At 73.4% G+C, this 16,288-nt stretch carries 16 protein-coding genes and 1 pseudogene; 9 read left to right on the top strand and 8 right to left on the bottom strand.

The features are described 5' to 3' along the window. Nucleotides 1-3: 3 nt before the first annotated feature. Nucleotides 4-456 carry a phospholipase gene (locus ADL34_RS02830; protein WP_062667829.1) on the top strand — a complete coding sequence of 151 codons (453 nt, stop codon included), beginning with the start codon at nucleotides 4-6 and terminating at the stop codon, nucleotides 454-456. A gap of 66 nt (nucleotides 457-522) precedes the next feature. Here ADL34_RS02830 and ADL34_RS02825 read toward each other — a convergent pair. After that, nucleotides 523-2,784, bottom strand: a pseudogene (locus ADL34_RS02825) (heavy metal translocating P-type ATPase). 62 nt (nucleotides 2,785-2,846) lie between these two features. Then, nucleotides 2,847-3,062 (bottom strand): heavy-metal-associated domain-containing protein, encoded by a 216-nt coding sequence (locus tag ADL34_RS02820; RefSeq protein ID WP_062667828.1) that lies wholly within the window; start codon nucleotides 3,060-3,062, stop codon nucleotides 2,847-2,849. 197 nt (nucleotides 3,063-3,259) lie between these two features. On the opposite strand from ADL34_RS02820, the gene ADL34_RS02815 reads away from it, so the two are divergent. Further along, nucleotides 3,260-4,225: a hypothetical protein gene (locus tag ADL34_RS02815; protein WP_062667827.1), complete on the top strand. Its 966-nt coding sequence runs from the start codon at nucleotides 3,260-3,262 to the stop codon at nucleotides 4,223-4,225. Nucleotides 4,226-4,228: 3 nt separating this feature from the next. On the opposite strand, the gene ADL34_RS02810 is transcribed toward ADL34_RS02815, so the two are convergent. Both ADL34_RS02810 and ADL34_RS02805 read right to left on the bottom strand, forming a co-directional pair. Continuing rightward, nucleotides 4,229-6,064, bottom strand: a complete 1,836-nt coding sequence (locus tag ADL34_RS02810; RefSeq protein ID WP_062667826.1) for a glycoside hydrolase family 15 protein — start codon at nucleotides 6,062-6,064, stop codon at nucleotides 4,229-4,231. An 89-nt stretch (nucleotides 6,065-6,153) separates the two neighbouring features. Beyond that, nucleotides 6,154-6,933, bottom strand: a complete 780-nt coding sequence (locus tag ADL34_RS02805) for a DeoR/GlpR family DNA-binding transcription regulator (protein ID WP_062667825.1) — start codon at nucleotides 6,931-6,933, stop codon at nucleotides 6,154-6,156. A 131-nt stretch (nucleotides 6,934-7,064) separates the two neighbouring features. Between ADL34_RS02805 and ADL34_RS02800 the strand changes: the two genes are divergently transcribed. Continuing rightward, on the top strand, nucleotides 7,065-7,946 hold the full coding sequence (locus tag ADL34_RS02800; RefSeq protein ID WP_062667824.1) for an SIS domain-containing protein: 882 nt from the start codon (nucleotides 7,065-7,067) through the stop codon (nucleotides 7,944-7,946). A gap of 144 nt (nucleotides 7,947-8,090) precedes the next feature. Further along, complete coding sequence (locus ADL34_RS02795; RefSeq protein ID WP_062667823.1) at nucleotides 8,091-8,960, top strand: class II fructose-bisphosphate aldolase; 870 nt, start codon at nucleotides 8,091-8,093, stop codon at nucleotides 8,958-8,960. A 6-nt stretch (nucleotides 8,961-8,966) separates the two neighbouring features. Here ADL34_RS02795 and ADL34_RS02790 read toward each other — a convergent pair whose 3' ends face one another. Further along, nucleotides 8,967-10,100 carry a methyltransferase gene (locus ADL34_RS02790; RefSeq protein ID WP_062667822.1) on the bottom strand — a complete coding sequence of 378 codons (1,134 nt, stop codon included), beginning with the start codon at nucleotides 10,098-10,100 and terminating at the stop codon, nucleotides 8,967-8,969. Nucleotides 10,101-10,180: 80 nt separating this feature from the next. Here ADL34_RS02790 and ADL34_RS02785 point away from each other — a divergent pair, with 80 nt between their 5' ends. From ADL34_RS02785 to ADL34_RS02770, 4 genes are all read left to right on the top strand, one after another. Next, a complete protein-coding gene (locus ADL34_RS02785) occupies nucleotides 10,181-10,822 on the top strand; it encodes an alpha-ketoglutarate-dependent dioxygenase AlkB family protein (RefSeq protein WP_062668176.1) in 642 nt (213 codons plus the stop codon). 126 nt (nucleotides 10,823-10,948) lie between these two features. After that, complete coding sequence (locus ADL34_RS02780) at nucleotides 10,949-12,193, top strand: ROK family protein (protein ID WP_079034127.1); 1,245 nt, start codon at nucleotides 10,949-10,951, stop codon at nucleotides 12,191-12,193. Nucleotides 12,194-12,365: 172 nt separating this feature from the next. After that, nucleotides 12,366-12,809 carry an RpiB/LacA/LacB family sugar-phosphate isomerase gene (locus ADL34_RS02775; RefSeq protein ID WP_062667821.1) on the top strand — a complete coding sequence of 148 codons (444 nt, stop codon included), beginning with the start codon at nucleotides 12,366-12,368 and terminating at the stop codon, nucleotides 12,807-12,809. Between the two features lie 122 nt (nucleotides 12,810-12,931). Continuing rightward, nucleotides 12,932-13,213, top strand: coding sequence for an SHOCT domain-containing protein (locus ADL34_RS02770; protein ID WP_062667820.1), 282 nt, complete (start codon nucleotides 12,932-12,934; stop codon nucleotides 13,211-13,213). A gap of 41 nt (nucleotides 13,214-13,254) precedes the next feature. On the opposite strand, the gene ADL34_RS02765 is transcribed toward ADL34_RS02770, so the two are convergent. Both ADL34_RS02765 and ADL34_RS02760 read right to left on the bottom strand, forming a co-directional pair. Continuing rightward, nucleotides 13,255-13,797, bottom strand: a complete 543-nt coding sequence (locus ADL34_RS02765; RefSeq protein ID WP_079034126.1) for an ATP-binding protein — start codon at nucleotides 13,795-13,797, stop codon at nucleotides 13,255-13,257. Between the two features lie 184 nt (nucleotides 13,798-13,981). Continuing rightward, complete coding sequence (locus tag ADL34_RS02760) at nucleotides 13,982-14,305, bottom strand: hypothetical protein (RefSeq protein ID WP_062667817.1); 324 nt, start codon at nucleotides 14,303-14,305, stop codon at nucleotides 13,982-13,984. A 324-nt stretch (nucleotides 14,306-14,629) separates the two neighbouring features. On the opposite strand from ADL34_RS02760, the gene ADL34_RS02755 reads away from it, so the two are divergent. Next, the gene (locus tag ADL34_RS02755; protein ID WP_062667816.1) at nucleotides 14,630-15,754 is read left to right on the top strand and encodes a PLP-dependent cysteine synthase family protein; all 1,125 of its coding nucleotides are present in this window, start codon (nucleotides 14,630-14,632) and stop codon (nucleotides 15,752-15,754) included. A gap of 19 nt (nucleotides 15,755-15,773) precedes the next feature. Here the strand turns inward: ADL34_RS02755 and ADL34_RS02750 are convergent, their stop codons facing one another. Then, entirely contained in the window at nucleotides 15,774-16,253 is a 480-nt protein-coding gene (locus tag ADL34_RS02750) for an SRPBCC family protein (protein WP_062667815.1), read from the bottom strand. Between the last annotated feature and the right edge of the window lie 35 nt (nucleotides 16,254-16,288).

Raw genomic sequence — 16,288 nt, 5'->3', positions numbered from 1 at the left:
GTAATGCCCCGCACGCTCACCACCGCTCTCGCCGCCTCGGCCGTGTCCGTCGCGACTCTCGTCGTCCTCGCACCGGCCGCCCAGGCCGCCCCCGCGGACAAGCCCCAGGTACTGTCCAGCTGGACGCAGACGTCCGCGTCCAGCTACAACGCCTGGGTCGCCGCCCGCTCCAACCAGTCCGCCTGGGCCGCCTACGCCTTCGACTGGTCCACCGACTACTGCTCCACGTCCCCGGACAACCCCTTCGGCTTCCCGTTCTCCACGTCCTGTGCGCGCCATGACTTCGGCTACCGCAACTACAAGGCACAGGGCACGTTCAGCGCCAACAAGTCCCGTCTGGACAGCGCCTTCTACGAAGACCTCAAGCGTGTGTGCGCCGGCTACAGCGGTGCCTCCAAGACCGCCTGCAACAGCACGGCGTGGACCTACTACCAGGCCGTGAAGGCCTTCGGCTGAGTTGCCACCGGCACACGGCGGAGGGGCGCCGCGGACGCGGCGCCCCTCCGTTCGCTCCCGGCCCGCTCAGTCCGCGGCCCGGAAGGACCGCAGCCGCAGGGAGTTGCCGACCACGAAGACCGAGGAGAAGGCCATCGCCGCCCCCGCGATCATCGGGTTGAGCAGTCCGGCCGCGGCCAGCGGCAGCGCGGCGACGTTGTAGGCGAACGCCCAGAACAGGTTCGACCGGATCGTGCCGAGCGTACGGCGGGCGAGGCGGATGGCGTCGGCGGCCGCGCGCAGGTCGCCGCGCACCAGGGTGAGGTCACCCGCCTCGATCGCCGCGTCCGTGCCGGTGCCCATCGCGAGCCCCAGGTCGGCCTGGGCCAGCGCGGCCGCGTCGTTGACGCCGTCGCCCACCATGGCGACCGAACGGCCCTCGCCCTGAAGGCGCTTGACGATGTCGGCCTTGTCCTGCGGCAGCACCTCGGCGATCACGTCCTCGGCCGCGATGCCGACCTCACCGGCGACCGCCTGCGCGACGCGCCGGTTGTCACCGGTCAGCAGCATCGGCGTCAGACCGAGGGCCCGCAGCCGCGCGACGGCCTCCCGGCTGGTCTCCTTCACCGCGTCGGCGACCTCCAGCACCGCCCGCGCCGCCCCGTCCCAGGCCACCACGATCGCGGTACGGCCGGCCGCCTCGGCGTTCTCCCGCGCCTGCCGCAGCTCCTCCGGCAGCCTCACGTCCCGCTCCGCCAGCAGCCGTTCGCGGCCCACGAGCACCGCGTGCCCCTCGACCACGCCCCGGACGCCGAGCCCCGGCACGTTCGCGAAGTCCTCGGGGGCCGGGAGCGATCCGAGTCGCGTCCGGGCCCCGTCGGCCACGGCGCGGGCGACCGGGTGCTCCTAGGAGTGCTCCAGCGCCCCCGCCAGCCGCAGGACGTCCTCCTCCGCGGTGCCGGCGGCGGTGTGCACAGCGAGCAGCGTCATCCGGCCTGTCGTGACGGTGCCCGTCTTGTCCAGGACGACGGTGTCGACCCGGCGCGTGGACTCCAGCACCTCCGGCCCCTTGATCAGGATGCCGAGCTGGGCGCCGCGCCCGGTGCCCACCAGGAGCGCGGTCGGCGTGGCCAGCCCCAGCGCGCAGGGGCAGGCGATGATGAGCACGGCCACGGCGGCCGTGAAGGCGGCGGCGGGGCCGGCGCCGTTGCCCAGCCAGAAGCCGAGGGTGCCCAGCGCGAGGGCGATGACGATCGGCACGAACACGGCGGAGATCCGGTCCGCCAGCCGCTGGGCGGCGGCCTTGCCGTTCTGCGCGTCCTCCACCAGCCGGGCCATCCGCGCCAGCTGGGTGTCCGCCCCGACGCGCGTCGCCTCGACGACGAGCCGGCCGCCCGCGTTGAGGGTCGCGCCCGTGACCGGGTCGCCCGCGGTCACCTCCACCGGCACGGACTCGCCCGTCAGCATCGAGGCGTCCACCGCGGACGACCCCTCCACGACCGTGCCGTCGGTGGCGATCTTCTCCCCGGGACGGACCAGGAACCGGTCGCCCACGGCCAACTCCGCGATGGGGCGGGTCGTTTCGGTGCCGTCCGGGCCCAGCACGGTGACGTCCCTGGCGCCCAGCTCCAGCAGGGCCTTCAGGGCCGCGCCCGCCTTGCGCCGGGAGCGGGCCTCGAAGTAGCGCCCGGCCAGGATGAAGGCGGTGACACCGGCGGCCGCCTCCAGGTAGATGTTCCCCGAGCCGTCGCCGCGGGCGATCGTCAGCTCGAAGGGGTGGGTCATGCCCGGCTCGCCCGCCGTGCCCAGGAACAGTGCCCACAGCGACCACAGGAACGCGGCCGACGTACCGACCGAGATCAGAGTGTCCATGGTGGCGGCGCCGTGCCGCAGATTGGTGAACGCGGCCCGGTGGAAGGGCCAGGCGGCGTAGGTCACGACGGGCGCCGCCAGAGTGAGGGACAGCCACTGCCAGTAGTCGAACTGGAGTGCAGGGGTCATCGCCATCGCGACCACGGGCACCGCCAGGACCACCGCGGTCACCAGCCGCTGCCTGAGCGGCCGCAGCCCGTCGTCCTCGTCGCGTCCCTGGTCCGCCGGCGCCTCGGGCGCGGGAGGCGCGGGCTCCCGGGCGGTGTACCCGGTCGCCTCCACGGTGGCGATCAGATCCGGGACGGTGACCCCGGCGACGACGCTGACCTTTGCCTTCTCGGTCGCGTAGTTGACGGTGGCGCTCACACCCTCCATGCGGTTCAGCTTCTTCTCGACGCGCGCGGCGCACGAGGCGCACGTCATGCCGCCAATGACGAGCTCCACGTCACTCGTCGGGCCGGTCGCGGTGGTGGTCATCGCTGCTCCTGGTGCGGGATGCGGTCGGGGCCCGGCGTGTCCGGGCCCCGGGGAGGGGCGGATCAGGCGGCGCGGCCGGTGAGCTCGTAGCCGGCGTCGTCCACGACCGCGGCGATGCGGGCGTCGTCCGGCTCGGCGGCGCTGGTGACGGTGACGCGACCGGTGGCGAGATCGACGTCGACGCCGGTGACGCCGTCCAGTCCGCCGATGGCCTCGGTCAGCGTGGCCCGGCAGTGGCCGCAGCTCATCCCGGAGACGGCGTACGTGGTGGTGGACATGCGGTCCTCCTGTGCTCGGTGATCGGCGGGCCGGCCTCGGCCCCGGTACGGGGTGGGGGTACCTTTGCGGGAGTCCATGTATACCCCTGGGGGGTAACGGAGGCAAGTCTCGCCCCGGCTTGACTTGATACCCCCTAGGGGTATTGTGAAGTGCATCGGACGACCACGACGCCCCACCTGACCCGCAGGAGACCGCCATGCATGCCGGACTGAGGATCACCGCGTTCACCGCCGCGCTGGCCGCGACCTTCGGCACCGCCTACGGCGTGGGCCAGGCCTTCGACCCCGTCGTCGACGACCCCGCGCCCGCCCGCCACGACACCCACCCGCGCGCCTCCGCGGAGCCGGAGGGCGAGGGTGGCGGCCACGGCGGACACGAAGCGGAGCCCGCCGGGGGACTCCAGATCTCCCAAGGCGGCTACACCCTCGACCTCACCACCGCGCGGGTCACCGCCGGCAAGCGCTCCGAGCTGAGGTTCGTCATCCGGGACAGCGCGGGTCGCGCCGTGACCGCCTACCAGCGCGAGCACGACAAGGAACTGCACCTCATCGTGGCCTCACGCGACCTGGGGACCTACCGCCACCTGCACCCCACCCGCGCCGGCGACGGCACCTGGAGCATTCCGGTCGACCTGCCCCGCGCCGGCGGCTACCGGGTCTTCGCCGACTTCACCCCGGGAGGGAAGGGCGCGGAGAACCTCACCCTGGGCGCGGACCTGGCGGCCTCCGGCCCGTACGAGCCGCAGCCGCTGCCCGCGCCGCGGCGCACCGCGAAGGTCCACGACTACGAGGTCCGGCTCGACGGCGCCCTGCGACCGGGCACGGCCGGCGAGCTGAAGCTGAAGGTCTCCCGCGACGGCCGCCCGGTGACCGACCTCCAGCCCTACCTCGGCGCCTACGGACACCTGGTCGCCCTGCGCTCCGGCGACCTCGCCTACCTGCACGTCCACCCCAACGGCGAACCCGGCGACGGCACCACGAAGCCCGGCCCGGACGTCTCCTTCACGGCCACGGCCCCGAGCGGCGGCACCTACCGGCTCTACCTCGACTTCAAGCACGAGGGCAAGGTCCACACGGCAGCCTTCACGGTCCGCACCGGCACCCCGGCGCCCGCTGAGGACCACCCAGCACCGCACGAGGACGCGTCCGGGCACGGGCATTGACGCTCAGCCCAGCGCCCGGTCCAGGTTGTACGCGGCGCTGATCAGTGCCAGGTGTGTGAACGCCTGGGGGAAGTTGCCCTGTTGCTCGCCGGTGTGGCTGATCTCCTCGGCGTAGAGGCCCAGATGGTTGGCGTACGTGAGCATCTTCTCGAAGGCCAGCCGGGCCTCGTCGAGCCGGCCCGCGTGGACCAGTGCCTCCACGTACCAGAAGGAGCAGATGGAGAAGGTGCCCTCGGCGCCGTGCAACCCGTCCGGGCTGATCCGGGGGTCGTACCGGTAGACCAGCGAGTCGGAGACCAGCTCCCCGGTGAGGGCGTCGAGCGTGGACAGCCACTTGGGGTCGGTCGGCGCGATGAACTTCGTCAGCGGCATCATCAGGACGGCCGCGTCCAGGACGTCGGTGTCCTCGTGCTGGACGAAGGCCTGACGGGCCGGGGACCAGCCGTGGCTCATGATCCGCCGGTAGATGGTGTCCCGGCACCCCTGCCAGCGGGTCAGGTCGGCGGGCAGACCGCGCCGGTTCGCCATCCGGATGGCCCGCTCGATCGCCACCCAGCACATCAACCGGGAGTAGAGGAACTTCCTGCGCCCGCCGCGCGTCTCCCAGACCCCCTCGTCGGGCTGGTCCCAGTGTGCGCACACCCAGTCGACCAGTGCGCACACGTCGTCCCACTGGTCGCTGGAGATCGGCTGCGCCCACTTGTCGTACAGATAGATGGAGTCGATCAGCGCGCCGTAGATGTCGAGCTGGAGCTGGTCGACGGCGGCGTTGCCGACCCGGACCGGCGCCGACCCCAAGTGCCCTTCCAGGTGCGGGAGTTCCCGCTCGGGTATGTCCGCGCGACCGTCGATGCCGTACATGATCTGCAACGGCCCCGAGCCCCGGCCGTCGCCCGGCGTGATGTGCCGGCTCAGGAACCGCATGAAAGCCTCGGCCTCGTCGGTGAACCCCAGCCGCAGCATCGCGTACACGGCGAAGGCGGCGTCGCGCACCCACGTGTACCGGTAGTCCCAGTTGCGCTCGCCGCCCACCTGTTCGGGCAGGCTCGTGGTCGGCGCGGCCACGATGGCGCCGGTCGGGGCGTAGGTGAGCAGCTTCAGGGTCAGGGCCGAGCGGTGCACCATCTCCCGCCAGCGGCCCCGGTACCGGGAGGAGGCCAGCCAGCGCCGCCAGTACGCCACGGTGTCGTGCAGGTCCTCCGCGGCCTCGGCCCACGCACAGCGCCGCGGGGTCACCTCGCCGCCGACCTGGTCCAGCGCGAACACCACCCCCTCGCCCTCGGTGATCTTGAACTCGGCGTAGACGTCGGGTCCGTCGATCTCCAGCGGCACGGTCGAGGTCAGCCCCAGCGACAGCTTCGGGGACTCGAAGACCGCCACGCCGTCGATCATGCGCACGGTGTGCCGGTCGGCCCCGTAGCCGAAGCGCGGCGCGATACGGGTGCGGAACGGGATCGACCCGCGGACGCACACCACACGCCGGATCAGCCGGTGCCGGTCCGCCTCGGCCGGCCCCGTGCCGACCGGCATGAAGTCCTGGATCTCCCCGACGCCGTCCTCGGTGAAGAACCGGGTGATCAGCACATTGGTGTCGGGGAAGTAGAACTGCTTGGTCCGCGCCGGGATCGCGGCCGCCAGCTCGAAGCATCCGCCGCGCTCGGTGTCCAGGATGGCGGCGAAGACGCTGGGGGAGTCGAAGGCCCCGCAGCAGTACCAGTCGATCGTGCCGTCCATGCCCACCAGGGCCACACTGCGCAGATCACCGATCAGCCCGTGGTCGGCGATCGGCACGTACCCCTTCGCCCCGGGTGCGTCCGCCTCGATGGGAGTCGTGCTCATCGCAGCCTCCTCGGCCCGCCATGTGCTCGCTCCCAGGGTAGAAGGAATCGGGCGGACGGGCCTGGCCGGACGGGGGGCGGCCGGGGCGCTCAGACGGTGAGGACCCGCAGGCCGGCCTCCTCGAAGCCGCGTACGAGCTCCGGGTCGGCCGCCGTGTCGGTGACCAGGGTGTCCACGGTGTCCACGGCGCAGATCCGGGCGAAGGCCCGCCGGCCGAGCTTGCTGGAGTCCGCCGCCACGATCACGCGTTCGGCGCGCTCGCACAGCAGCCGGTTGATCGCCGCCTCCGCCTCGTCGTGCGCGGCGGCCCCGTGCGTGACGTCGAGGGCCACCACGCCGAGCACCGCCACATCGAGGGTGATCTGCGACAGCACACCGTCCGCGAGCGGCCCGATCAGCTCGTACGACTGCGGACGCGCGACCCCGCCGGTCAGCACGATCTTGAACTGGGGCCGTACGGCGAGCTCGTTGGCGATGTTGAGCGCGTTGGTGACGACGGTCAGCGCGGGCGTGCCCGAGGTGAGGTCGCCGCGGACGGCGAGGGCGCGGGCCACCTCGGTCGTCGTCGTGCCGCCGGTCAGCCCGACCGCCTCGCCCGGCGCGAGGAGATCCGCCACCGCACCGGCGATGCGCTGCTTCTCCGAGGCGTTGCGCGCGGTCTTGTAGCGCAGCGGCAGCTCGTACGACACCCCGTGCACGACCGCGCCGCCACGCGTGCGGACCAGCATCTGCTGCGCGGCGAGCTGGTCGAGGTCGCGGCGGATCGTGGCGGCGGAGACCTCCAGCTCGGCGGCCGCCTCCTCGACGTCCAGCCGGCCCCGTTCCACGAGCAGATCCAGCAGCGCCTTCCAGCGGGCGTCGCGCGACATCCGCCCTCCATTCCTCGATCTCCCGCGACCTTAGCGCACGCTCGCCCCGTCACTTTGCTTGATTCTGCTCGAAAGCTGGCTCTATCTTGCAAGAACGAGCATTCAGGCCGCAGGGTCGGGAGGGTGACGGCATGACGCATGTCGAGGACGAGCTCAACAGCCAGCCGGAGTGCTGGACCCGTGCCGCGGCGGACGCGTCCGCCACCGCCGGGAGGCTGCCGGAGGCGGGGGAGCGGGTCGCGGTCGTCGGCTGCGGCACCTCGTACTTCATGGCGCAGGCGTACGCCGCGCTGCGCGAAGGGGCAGGTCAGGGCGAGACGGACGCCTTCGCCGCCTCCGAGTTCCCGGCCGGGCGCGCCTACGACCGGATCCTCGCACTCACCCGCTCCGGCACCACCACCGAGGTCCTGGACCTGCTGGGGCGCGCGAAGGGGCGGACCCGCACCACGGCGATCACCGCCGACCCCGAGACTCCCGTCCTGTCGGCGGCCGACGACCTCGTGGTCCTCGACTATGCGGACGAACGCTCGGTCGTGCAGACGCGCTTCGCCACCACCGCGCTCACCCTGCTCCGCGCCCACCTCGGACTCCACCCCGAGGCCGCCGTCGCCGACGCGCGCACCGCGCTCACCGACCCCCTCCCCGGCGAACTCGCCGGATGCGCGCAGTTCACCTTCCTGGGCCGCGGCTGGACCGTCGGCCTCGCCAACGAGGCCGCCCTGAAGATGCGCGAGGCGTCCCTGTCCTGGACCGAGGCGTACCCGGCGATGGAGTACCGGCACGGCCCGATCAGCGTCACCACCACGGGCACCGCGACCTGGATGTTCGGCGAGGCCCCCGAAGGGCTGGCCGCACAGGTCGGCGCCACCGGCGCCCGGTGGATCGAGGGCCGGCTCGACCCGCTCGCCGAACTGGTCCGCGCCCAGCGGCTCGCCGTCGCCGTCGCCGCCGCCCGCGGCCTCGACCCCGACCGGCCGCGCCACCTCACCCGCTCGGTGATCCTCGCTCCCTGAGTTCCCTGAGCTCCCTGAGTTCCCTGAGCTCCAGCTCCCTGGACTCCCTGACGGCACCGCCCTCTGTCGCCGCCGCCCCCGACCCGCCCGCACCGTCCGGCGTCTGTCGCCCGTCGTCCGCCGCCCGCCCAGAAAGGACAGGCCGTGCCCCTCGTGACCACCGGCGAGCTCGTCACCCGCGCCGCCGCCGACCGCTCCGCCGTCGCCGCGTTCAACGTCATCACCCTGGAGCACGTGGAGGCGGTCGTCGCCGGCGCGGAGAGCACCGGTTCCCCCGTCGTCCTCCAGGTCAGCGAGAACGCCGTCACGTTCCGCCACGGACGTCTCATGCCGCTCGCCCGCGCGGCCGTCGCCGCCGCCGAACGCGCCGCCGTCCCCGTCGCCCTGCACCTGGACCACGTCCAGAGCGACGACCTGCTGCGCCAGGCGCCCGCCGCCGGGTTCAGCTCCGTCATGTACGACGCGGCCCGCCTGCCCTACCTCGACAACCTCGCCGCGACCAAGGCCGCCGCGGACTGGGCACACGCCCAGGGCCTGTGGATCGAGGCCGAACTGGGGTGCGTCGGCGGCAAGAACGGACAGCCGCCGCTCGACGCGCACGCCCCCGGCGCCCGTACCGACCCGGCCGAGGCGAGCGCGTTCGTCGCCGACTCCGGTGTGGACGCCCTCGCCGTCGCCATCGGCAGCTCGCACGCCATGACGACCCGCACCGCCGCCCTCGACCACGCCCTGCTCAAGCGCCTGTCCGCCGCGCTGGACGTCCCGCTCGTCCTGCACGGCTCCTCCGGCGTCCCCGACGGCGAGCTGACGCAGGCGGTCGTCGGCGGCATCGCCAAGGTGAACGTCGGCACCGCCCTCAACCTCGCGATGACGAACGCGATCCGCGACTTCCTCGCCGCCCGTCCGGACGCCGTCGACTCGCGCACGTACCTCAGCGTGGGCCGGGAGGCGATGGCGCGCACGGTCGCCGGGATCATCACGGTGCTGGCGGGCGCGCGGAGCGGCGCCCCCTGACACCGCCTACCGGCGGACCGCCCGCAGCACCACGAACTTCGGGTCGGAGGCGACGACTTCGCTGTTGCCGAACAGCCGCCGCAGCTTCACGTGGTAGCCGAGGTGCCGGTTGCCGACCACCCACAGCTCGCCGCCCGGCCGCAGCGCCCGCCGCGCCCCCGTGAACATCCGCCAGGCCGTCGCGTCGGTGGTGGCCTGGTGGGAGTGGAACGGCGGGTTGTTCAGCACCAGGTCGACGCTGCCGTCCGGCACGCCCGCCATCCCGTCGCCCACGCGGAACTCGGCGTGCCCGGGCACCCCGTTCGCCTTGAACGTCGCCTCCGCCGAGGCGACGGCCTGGAAGGACTCGTCGACGAAAAGCACCTCGGCCTCCGGGTTCGCCAGCGCCACCGCCGTCCCCACGACGCCGTTGCCGCACCCGAGGTCCACCACCCGCCGCGGGCCCCGCCCGCCCGGCAGATGCGCCAGGAAGAACCGGGTGCCGATGTCGAGCCGGTCGGCGCAGAACACGCCCGCGTGATTGACGACCGTGCTCCCGGAGGCCGTCCCGACCCCGTCGGGCAGCGTGTAGGTGTACGGCCACGGGTTCGCGGACCGCTCCGCCGACGGCTCCGGCGTGCAGAGGATCAGCCGGGCCTTCCGCTTCGCCAGCGAGGTCCGCGTCGGCCCGAGGATCCGCTCGAACAGCTCCAGCGTCGAGGTGTGGATCTCCCGCACCATGCCGGTGCCCACGACGACCGTGCCCTCGTGCACCGCGGGCGCCAGCCGCAGCAGCTGGTCCTCCAGCAGCGCCAGGCTCTTCGGCACCCGCACCAGGAGGACGTCGACCCGGTCCGGCGGCGGGTCCTGCGTGGTGAGCAGCCGGACCGCGCCGGGCTCGACGCCGTGCCGGGCGAGGTTGGCCCGGGTGGCCTCCTGGGCCAGCCACGAGTCCGTGATCTGGGTGGGCCGGTGCGCCGCCAGCGCCGTGACCAGGGCGCCCCAGCGGTCTCCGACGACCACGACCGTGCCCGACAGCGGGACGTCCTGCTCGGCGAGGTGCGCGAGGAGGTACTCGTCGGAGGCGTCCCAGGCGCGCAGCCTGTCGCGGGGGTCCTCGGGGAAGCGGGTCAGCGCGAGATCGCCCCAGGGCGTCGTCATCCGGTCGTTCATCGTGCGTCAAGGCTAAGCGACCACGGCCGCCCGCCCGCACCCGAGGACGGTGGGGGAGGATGGGGGACATGGAGGCCGAGCTGTTCCCGCGCGAGCGCGCCGTCGTCGCGCCGGGCGCGGTGCACGTGCCCGACTGGCTCGACGCGGAGGCGCAGCGCGGGCTGCTGGACGCCTGCCGCGGCTGGGCCCGCCCCCCGGCCGGACTGCGCACCGTACGCACGCCCGGCGGCGGCACCATGACGGCCCGGCAGGTGTGCCTCGGCTGGCACTGGTACCCGTATGCCTACGCCCGCACCGTCGTCGACGGCGACGGCGCCCCGGTCAAGCCCTTCCCCGAGCGGCTCGGCACCCTGGCCCGGCGCGCCGTGCGCGACGCCCTCGGCGAGGAGGCCGGGCCGTACGACATCGCGCTGATCAACTTCTACGACTCCGACGCCCGCATGGGCATGCACCGCGACGCCGACGAGCAGTCCACGGCACCCGTGGTGTCCCTGAGCCTCGGCGACGCCTGTGTCTTCCGCTTCGGCAACACCGCGACCCGGACCCGGCCGTACACGGACGTCGAACTGCGCAGCGGCGACCTCTTCGTGTTCGGCGGTCCCTCGCGGCTCGCCTACCACGGCGTTCCCAGGGTTCACCCGGGCACGGCGCCCCCGGAGCTGGGGCTGACGGGGCGGCTGAACGTCACGCTGAGAGTGAGCGGGCTCTAGGGTCTTTCGCCTGGATCAGGCCGGATCAGGGTGCGGTGCCAGACCCCGCGAGCCCGGCAGGATCCGGACGAGAGACCCTGGGTCACCTGGGTCACCGCGTTCCGGGATCATGGGAGACTCGCCCTCATGAGCGGCAAGGCGGACCCCCGGCCGGCGGGGGAAGGGACCACCACCCCGAGGACGCGACTGGAGCGCGGGCGCGGTGCGCTCGGGCCCGCGTTGGAGCTGGTGCACACCGGACGCGCCCCCACACGCGCCGTCCTCACCGCCGAACTGGGCGTCACGCGGGCGACCGCCGGAGTGGTCGCCGCCGAGCTGGAGGCGCTCGGTCTGATCAGGGTCGACGCCCGGCCGGGCGCCGCGGCCGGCTCCCAGGGGCGGCCCTCGCACCGGCTGTCCGTCGCCGAGGACGGCCCGGTCGTCCTCGCCGCCCAGGTGCACGCCGACGGGTTCCGGGCGGCGCTGGTCGGCCTCGGCGGCCGTATCGTCGCCACCGCTCCGGGCTGCGAGACCGTGGACGCCGACCCGGCCAAGGTGCTCGGCTCGGTCGTCGAGGCAGGCGCGGACCTGCTGAGCGAGACCGGCCGGCGGTGCGTGGGGGCCGGGCTCGCCGTCCCGTCCGCCGTCGCCGAGCCGGACGGCCTCGCCCTCAACCCGCTGCACCTGGCGTGGCCCGCGGGCGCCCCGGTCCGCCGCATCTTCACCGAGTGCGTGCGCGCGGCCGGGATCACCGGACCCGCGTTCGCCGGCAACGACGTCAACCTCGCCGCGCTCGCCGAGCACCGGCACGGAGCAGGGCGGGGCGCCCGCGACCTGCTGTGCGTGGCCACCGGGCACCGGGGTGTCGGCGGCGCGCTCGTCCTGGACGGCCGTCTGCACACCGGCAGTTCGGGCCTTGCCCTGGAGGTCGGCCACCTCACCGTGAATCCGGAGGGCCGGCCCTGCCACTGCGGCAGCCGAGGCTGCCTGGACGTCGAGGCGGACCCGCTGGCCCTCCTCACCGCGGCCGGCCGCGAACCCGGCCCCGTGGTGTCGCTGCTCCAGCAGGCCAACGACCTGATCCGCGGCCACTACGACGACCCGGCGGTCCGCACCGCCACCGAGGCCCTCATCGACCGGCTCGGCCTCGGCCTGGCGGGCCTCGTCAACATCCTCAACCCCGACCGCATTATCCTCGGCGGGCTGCACGGCACCCTCTTCGACGCCGACCCCGGACGGCTGCGCGCGGTCGTCGCCGACCGCAGTCTGTGGGGCCAGAGTGGCGGCGTCCCGATCCTCGCGTGCAGCCTCGACCACAACAGCCTCGTCGGCGCCGCCGAGTTGGCGTGGCAGCCGGTGCTCGACGACCCGCTCACCGCGCTGGCGTCGTAGGCGGCGTCTCGCTGATCATGCCGGGCTCCCGGCGTCCGGCACCGCACCTCGCCGCGTTGTCGTCAATCGCCGAAGCTCCGCATCGACTCCCGCCTCCGTCTTGCGATGCACGGCACCGGACGCCGCTCGCTGATCCGGCCTGATCGACAGGATGCCCCCTAGACTTCCTCCCATGCGGATCGCCGTCTCCTCGGACATGGACGAACCCGTCGCCCGGCTCCTCGTCGCCGAGCTGCGCGGCCGGGGCCACGACGTGCTGGCGTACGGCGCGCTGAGCCCCGGCGACGACGCGCGCTGGGCCGTCTGCTCGCAGGCGGCGGCCCGCGAGGTCGCGGCCGGGACGGCCGACCAGGCCGTGGTGTGCTGCTGGACCGGCACCGGCGCGTCCATCGCCGCGAACAAGGTGCCGGGTGTCCGCGCGGCCCTGTGCGCCGACGCCTACACAGCGCAGGGCGCCCGCCGCTGGAACGACGCCAATGTGCTCGCCCTCAGCCTGCGTCTGACCTCGGAGCCGCTGCTCAAGGAGATCCTCGACGCCTGGTTCACCACCGGGGCCGGCCCCGACGCCGAGGACCGGGAGAACGTGGCGTACCTCGAAGGGCCCGCCGGGACCTGACGGCGTACTCCCCGGGGGGTACGCACGGTGCCGCCGGCCGAACGACGACGCGGACCCCCTCGCGGGGCGAGGCTCGAGTCATCACCGCAGAACGTCCGGAGCGACCCGGGAGATGACTCGAGATGCAGACCCTCGCACACTTCGCCGACGGCGGGCCCGGCCCGTGGATCCTGCTGTTCCCGCTGATCTGGGCGGCCGTCGTGATCGGCGGCATCACGCTGCTGCGCCGCACGGGTTGGCGCGGCCGCCGTGGCCCACGGCCCACCCGTCCCGACGACAGCTCGCCGATCACCGTCCTCGGGCACCGGTTCGCCTCCGGCGAGATCGACGAGGACGAGTACTGGCGCCGGCTGTCCGTCCTGAACGAGGAGTTCGGCCGCACGGGCAGGGACGGCCCCGTGTGACACCCTCGCCCGGCCGCCCTCAAGTCCCCCTCACCGCCCGGTCAGCCGGCAACGGCCGACCGGGCGGGAGCGCGTTCCGGGCGACGCAGGTCGACCGGCGGACCGACCGCCGCGAGACGGCGCACGGGCTGTTCCACGGTGACGCGACGCGGCGGCCGCGCGGCCGCCGACGGCGCGGCACCGGGCGTCGGCAGCGAGAACCACACGACCTTGCCGGACTCGCCCTCCGGCCGCACGCCCCAGCTCTCGCTGAGGGCCGCGACCATCGCGAGCCCGCGCCCGCAGGTGGCGAGCGCCTCGGTGTCCCCGGGGTCGGCGGCGACCGGAAGCCGCGGGTCGTGGTCGTGCACGGACACCGTCAGTCGGTCGAGCAGCAGCTCGATCTCCACGGTGCACGTCTTGTCCGGCCGTGCGTGCTGATGGACGTTGGTCAACAGCTCGGTCACGCCGAGCGCGGCGCGGTCTATCAACGGGTCCAGATGCCAGTAGCGCAACTGCGCCGATACGATTCTGCGGACCTGGCCGATCCGCGACGGCAGGGCTTGGAGCTCCACCGCGCAGTGCCTGCTTGGGTATCTGATCACGGCTGCGACTCCCCGACTGAAGAGGTCCGGAAGAACACGGAGTACGGATCCAGCAGGGTGCTTGAAGGAAACGGCCGCCTGCTGTCGTGGCCGGCGGGCTGGTTCGCAGCGTTGTCGCCGGTAAACCCAGAGTGACGTGAGACCAGCGTGGCGCAGGAGGCGCGGTAACGCAACTCGCGGTGACTCAGCCGTTACGCCCCGCAGCCCTTCGTACGGCCTCGATGAACCGGCGCGCGGCGGGCGGTCCGGGCTCGCCCGGCGCGGGGTCGTGATCCCCCAACGTCAGTGAGTAGCGCTTGCCGTTGAGGTCGGCGAGGGCGCGGTCGTCCGGCGCGAACCAGGGCCGGGACGCGCGGACCGCCTGCACCGGCGCGCTGTCGATCTCGGTGCCGTAGCTGGTGAGCAGCTGCACCCGGCCGTCGCTGATCCGCACCTGTCCGGCCCGGGTCAGGGAGCGCAGCCGCTTCCCGATCCGCACGCCCTTGGCCGTGAACTCGTCCTCCGCCATGCCCCGCCCCCTCGTGCGTCCCGGTGGCCGGCCCGCTCCGCGCGGGGACCGGCCCGGGTCCCGGTCGTGATCCAGTGTGCACCCTGTCGGGTGCAGTCTGCCCCCGTCCCGCGTCGCGCACCAGTGCGCGCGTGCCCCTCGCCGGGGGCGCTCGGAGCACTCGCGCGGATGCGCCCCCACCGGGTGCGCCGCGCGCGCCCACCCAGGGGTGCCTTTGGGTGTCTCAAAGGTGTGTTTATGCAGGTGAGAAGCGTACGGAAGATGTTTATGCTCGAAGGGACGGCAGCGCGATCCGCCGCTGCCGGGAGCACGAGGAGCAGCGCCGTGAGCACCGTCCAGCAGACCCCGTCCGGCGTGACCCTCGACGTCGACCGCAGCGACCCCGCCTACCGCGCCTGGCTGAAAGACGCCGTCCGCAAGGTGCAGGCGGACGCGAACCGTTCGGCCGACACCCACCTGCTGCGCTTCCCGCTGCCCGAGCGGTGGGGCATCGATCTGTACCTCAAGGACGAGTCCACGCACCCCACCGGCAGCCTCAAGCACCGGCTGGCCCGCTCGCTGTTCCTGTACGGCCTCTGCAATGGCTGGATCCGGCCGGACCGCCCGGTGATCGAGGCGTCCAGCGGCTCGACGGCCGTCTCCGAGGCGTACTTCGCCAAGCTGATCGGCGTGCCCTTCATCGCGGTCATGCCCCGCACGACGAGCGCCGAGAAGTGCCGTCTCATCGAGTTCCACGGCGGCCGGTGCCACTTCGTGGACGACTCCCGCCGGATGTACGAGGAGTCGGCCCGCCTCGCGGTGGAGACGGGCGGCCACTACATGGACCAGTTCACGTACGCGGAACGGGCCACGGACTGGCGCGGCAACAACAACATCGCCGAGTCCATCTTCCGCCAGCTGCGCCTCGAACGGTTCCCGGAGCCCGCCTGGATCGTCGCGACGGCCGGCACCGGCGGCACCTCCGCGACCCTCGCCCGCTACGTCCACTACATGCAGTACGACACCCGTATCTGCGTCGCCGACCCGGAGAACTCCTGCTTCTTCGAGGGCTGGACGACCGGTGACGCCCATGTCACCTGTGACTGCGGCTCCCGGATCGAGGGCATCGGCCGGCCCCGGATGGAACCGAGCTTCGTGCCCGGCGCCGTCGACCGCATGATGAAGGTGCCGGACGCCGCGAGCGTCGCCGCCGTACGCGCCCTGGAGGGGGCCATCGGCCGCAAGGCGGGCGGTTCCACCGGCACCGGCCTGTGGAGCGCGCTGAAGATCGTCGCCGAGATGGTGGCCGAGGGGCGGCGGGGCAGCGTGGTGACGCTGCTGTGCGACCCGGGGGACCGGTACCTCGACAAGTACTACTCCGACGCCTGGCTCGCCGAGCAGGGCCTCGACGTCAGGCCGTACGCGGCGGCCCTCGAGCAGCTGCTCGCCACGGGCGTCTGGCCCGAGTGAGCGCGCTCGGGGCGCCGGTTCAGGACGCCGAGGCGGCCAGCCGCCGGTCCAGGGAGGTCACCGCGCCCCGGAACGCCCGGCCGAGACCCGCGCGCGCCAGCCGCACCGAGGTCCGGAAGGGGGCCGTGCCGTCCACCGCGACGGTCCACTGGATGCGGGTGCCCGCACCGGACGGGGTCAGCCGCCACTCCTCGACGATCGCCCGCGACCCCGGCGCGTTCGTCAGGTCGACGCGATAGGCGTACACCTCGGGGCGCTCGGCCGCGAGCACCGTCTCCTCGAAGCGCCCACCGCCCTTGAGCCGGATCTCGCGCCGCGCCCCGCCGTCCAGCGGCCGGGCCAGGGTCACCGCCGAGAACCACTGCGTCCACCCGGCCACGTCCTCGGCGAGCGCCGTGAACACCGCCTCGGGCGGCGCGGCCGTCTCCCGTGCGAAGACGTGCCGTACGGGAGCGGCCCCGACGAAGTCGAGTCCCACTTCACGCAGCAGATGAGCCATGGACGACAACCCCCTGTGGGTGATGCTGTACCGGG

The organism is Streptomyces sp. NRRL WC-3605 (assembly GCF_001509795.1).
Taxonomy (GTDB): Bacteria; Actinomycetota; Actinomycetes; order Streptomycetales; family Streptomycetaceae; genus Streptomyces; species Streptomyces viridochromogenes.
Note: the sequence above shows the minus strand (reverse complement) of the source record. Positions and strands in the feature narration are given on the sequence as shown.

Coding starts and splice junctions, on each gene's coding strand:
- ADL34_RS02830 (WP_062667829.1), top strand. CDS start 4: ATGCCCCGCACGCTCACCACCGCTCTCGCCGCCTCGGCCGTGTCCGTC.
- ADL34_RS02820 (WP_062667828.1), bottom strand. CDS start 3,062: ATGTCCACCACCACGTACGCCGTCTCCGGGATGAGCTGCGGCCACTGC.
- ADL34_RS02815 (WP_062667827.1), top strand. CDS start 3,260: ATGCATGCCGGACTGAGGATCACCGCGTTCACCGCCGCGCTGGCCGCG.
- ADL34_RS02810 (WP_062667826.1), bottom strand. CDS start 6,064: ATGAGCACGACTCCCATCGAGGCGGACGCACCCGGGGCGAAGGGGTAC.
- ADL34_RS02805 (WP_062667825.1), bottom strand. CDS start 6,933: ATGTCGCGCGACGCCCGCTGGAAGGCGCTGCTGGATCTGCTCGTGGAA.
- ADL34_RS02800 (WP_062667824.1), top strand. CDS start 7,065: ATGACGCATGTCGAGGACGAGCTCAACAGCCAGCCGGAGTGCTGGACC.
- ADL34_RS02790 (WP_062667822.1), bottom strand. CDS start 10,100: ATGACGACGCCCTGGGGCGATCTCGCGCTGACCCGCTTCCCCGAGGAC.
- ADL34_RS02785 (WP_062668176.1), top strand. CDS start 10,181: ATGGAGGCCGAGCTGTTCCCGCGCGAGCGCGCCGTCGTCGCGCCGGGC.
- ADL34_RS02780 (WP_079034127.1), top strand. CDS start 10,949: ATGAGCGGCAAGGCGGACCCCCGGCCGGCGGGGGAAGGGACCACCACC.
- ADL34_RS02775 (WP_062667821.1), top strand. CDS start 12,366: ATGCGGATCGCCGTCTCCTCGGACATGGACGAACCCGTCGCCCGGCTC.
- ADL34_RS02770 (WP_062667820.1), top strand. CDS start 12,932: ATGCAGACCCTCGCACACTTCGCCGACGGCGGGCCCGGCCCGTGGATC.
- ADL34_RS02760 (WP_062667817.1), bottom strand. CDS start 14,305: ATGGCGGAGGACGAGTTCACGGCCAAGGGCGTGCGGATCGGGAAGCGG.
- ADL34_RS02750 (WP_062667815.1), bottom strand. CDS start 16,253: ATGGCTCATCTGCTGCGTGAAGTGGGACTCGACTTCGTCGGGGCCGCT.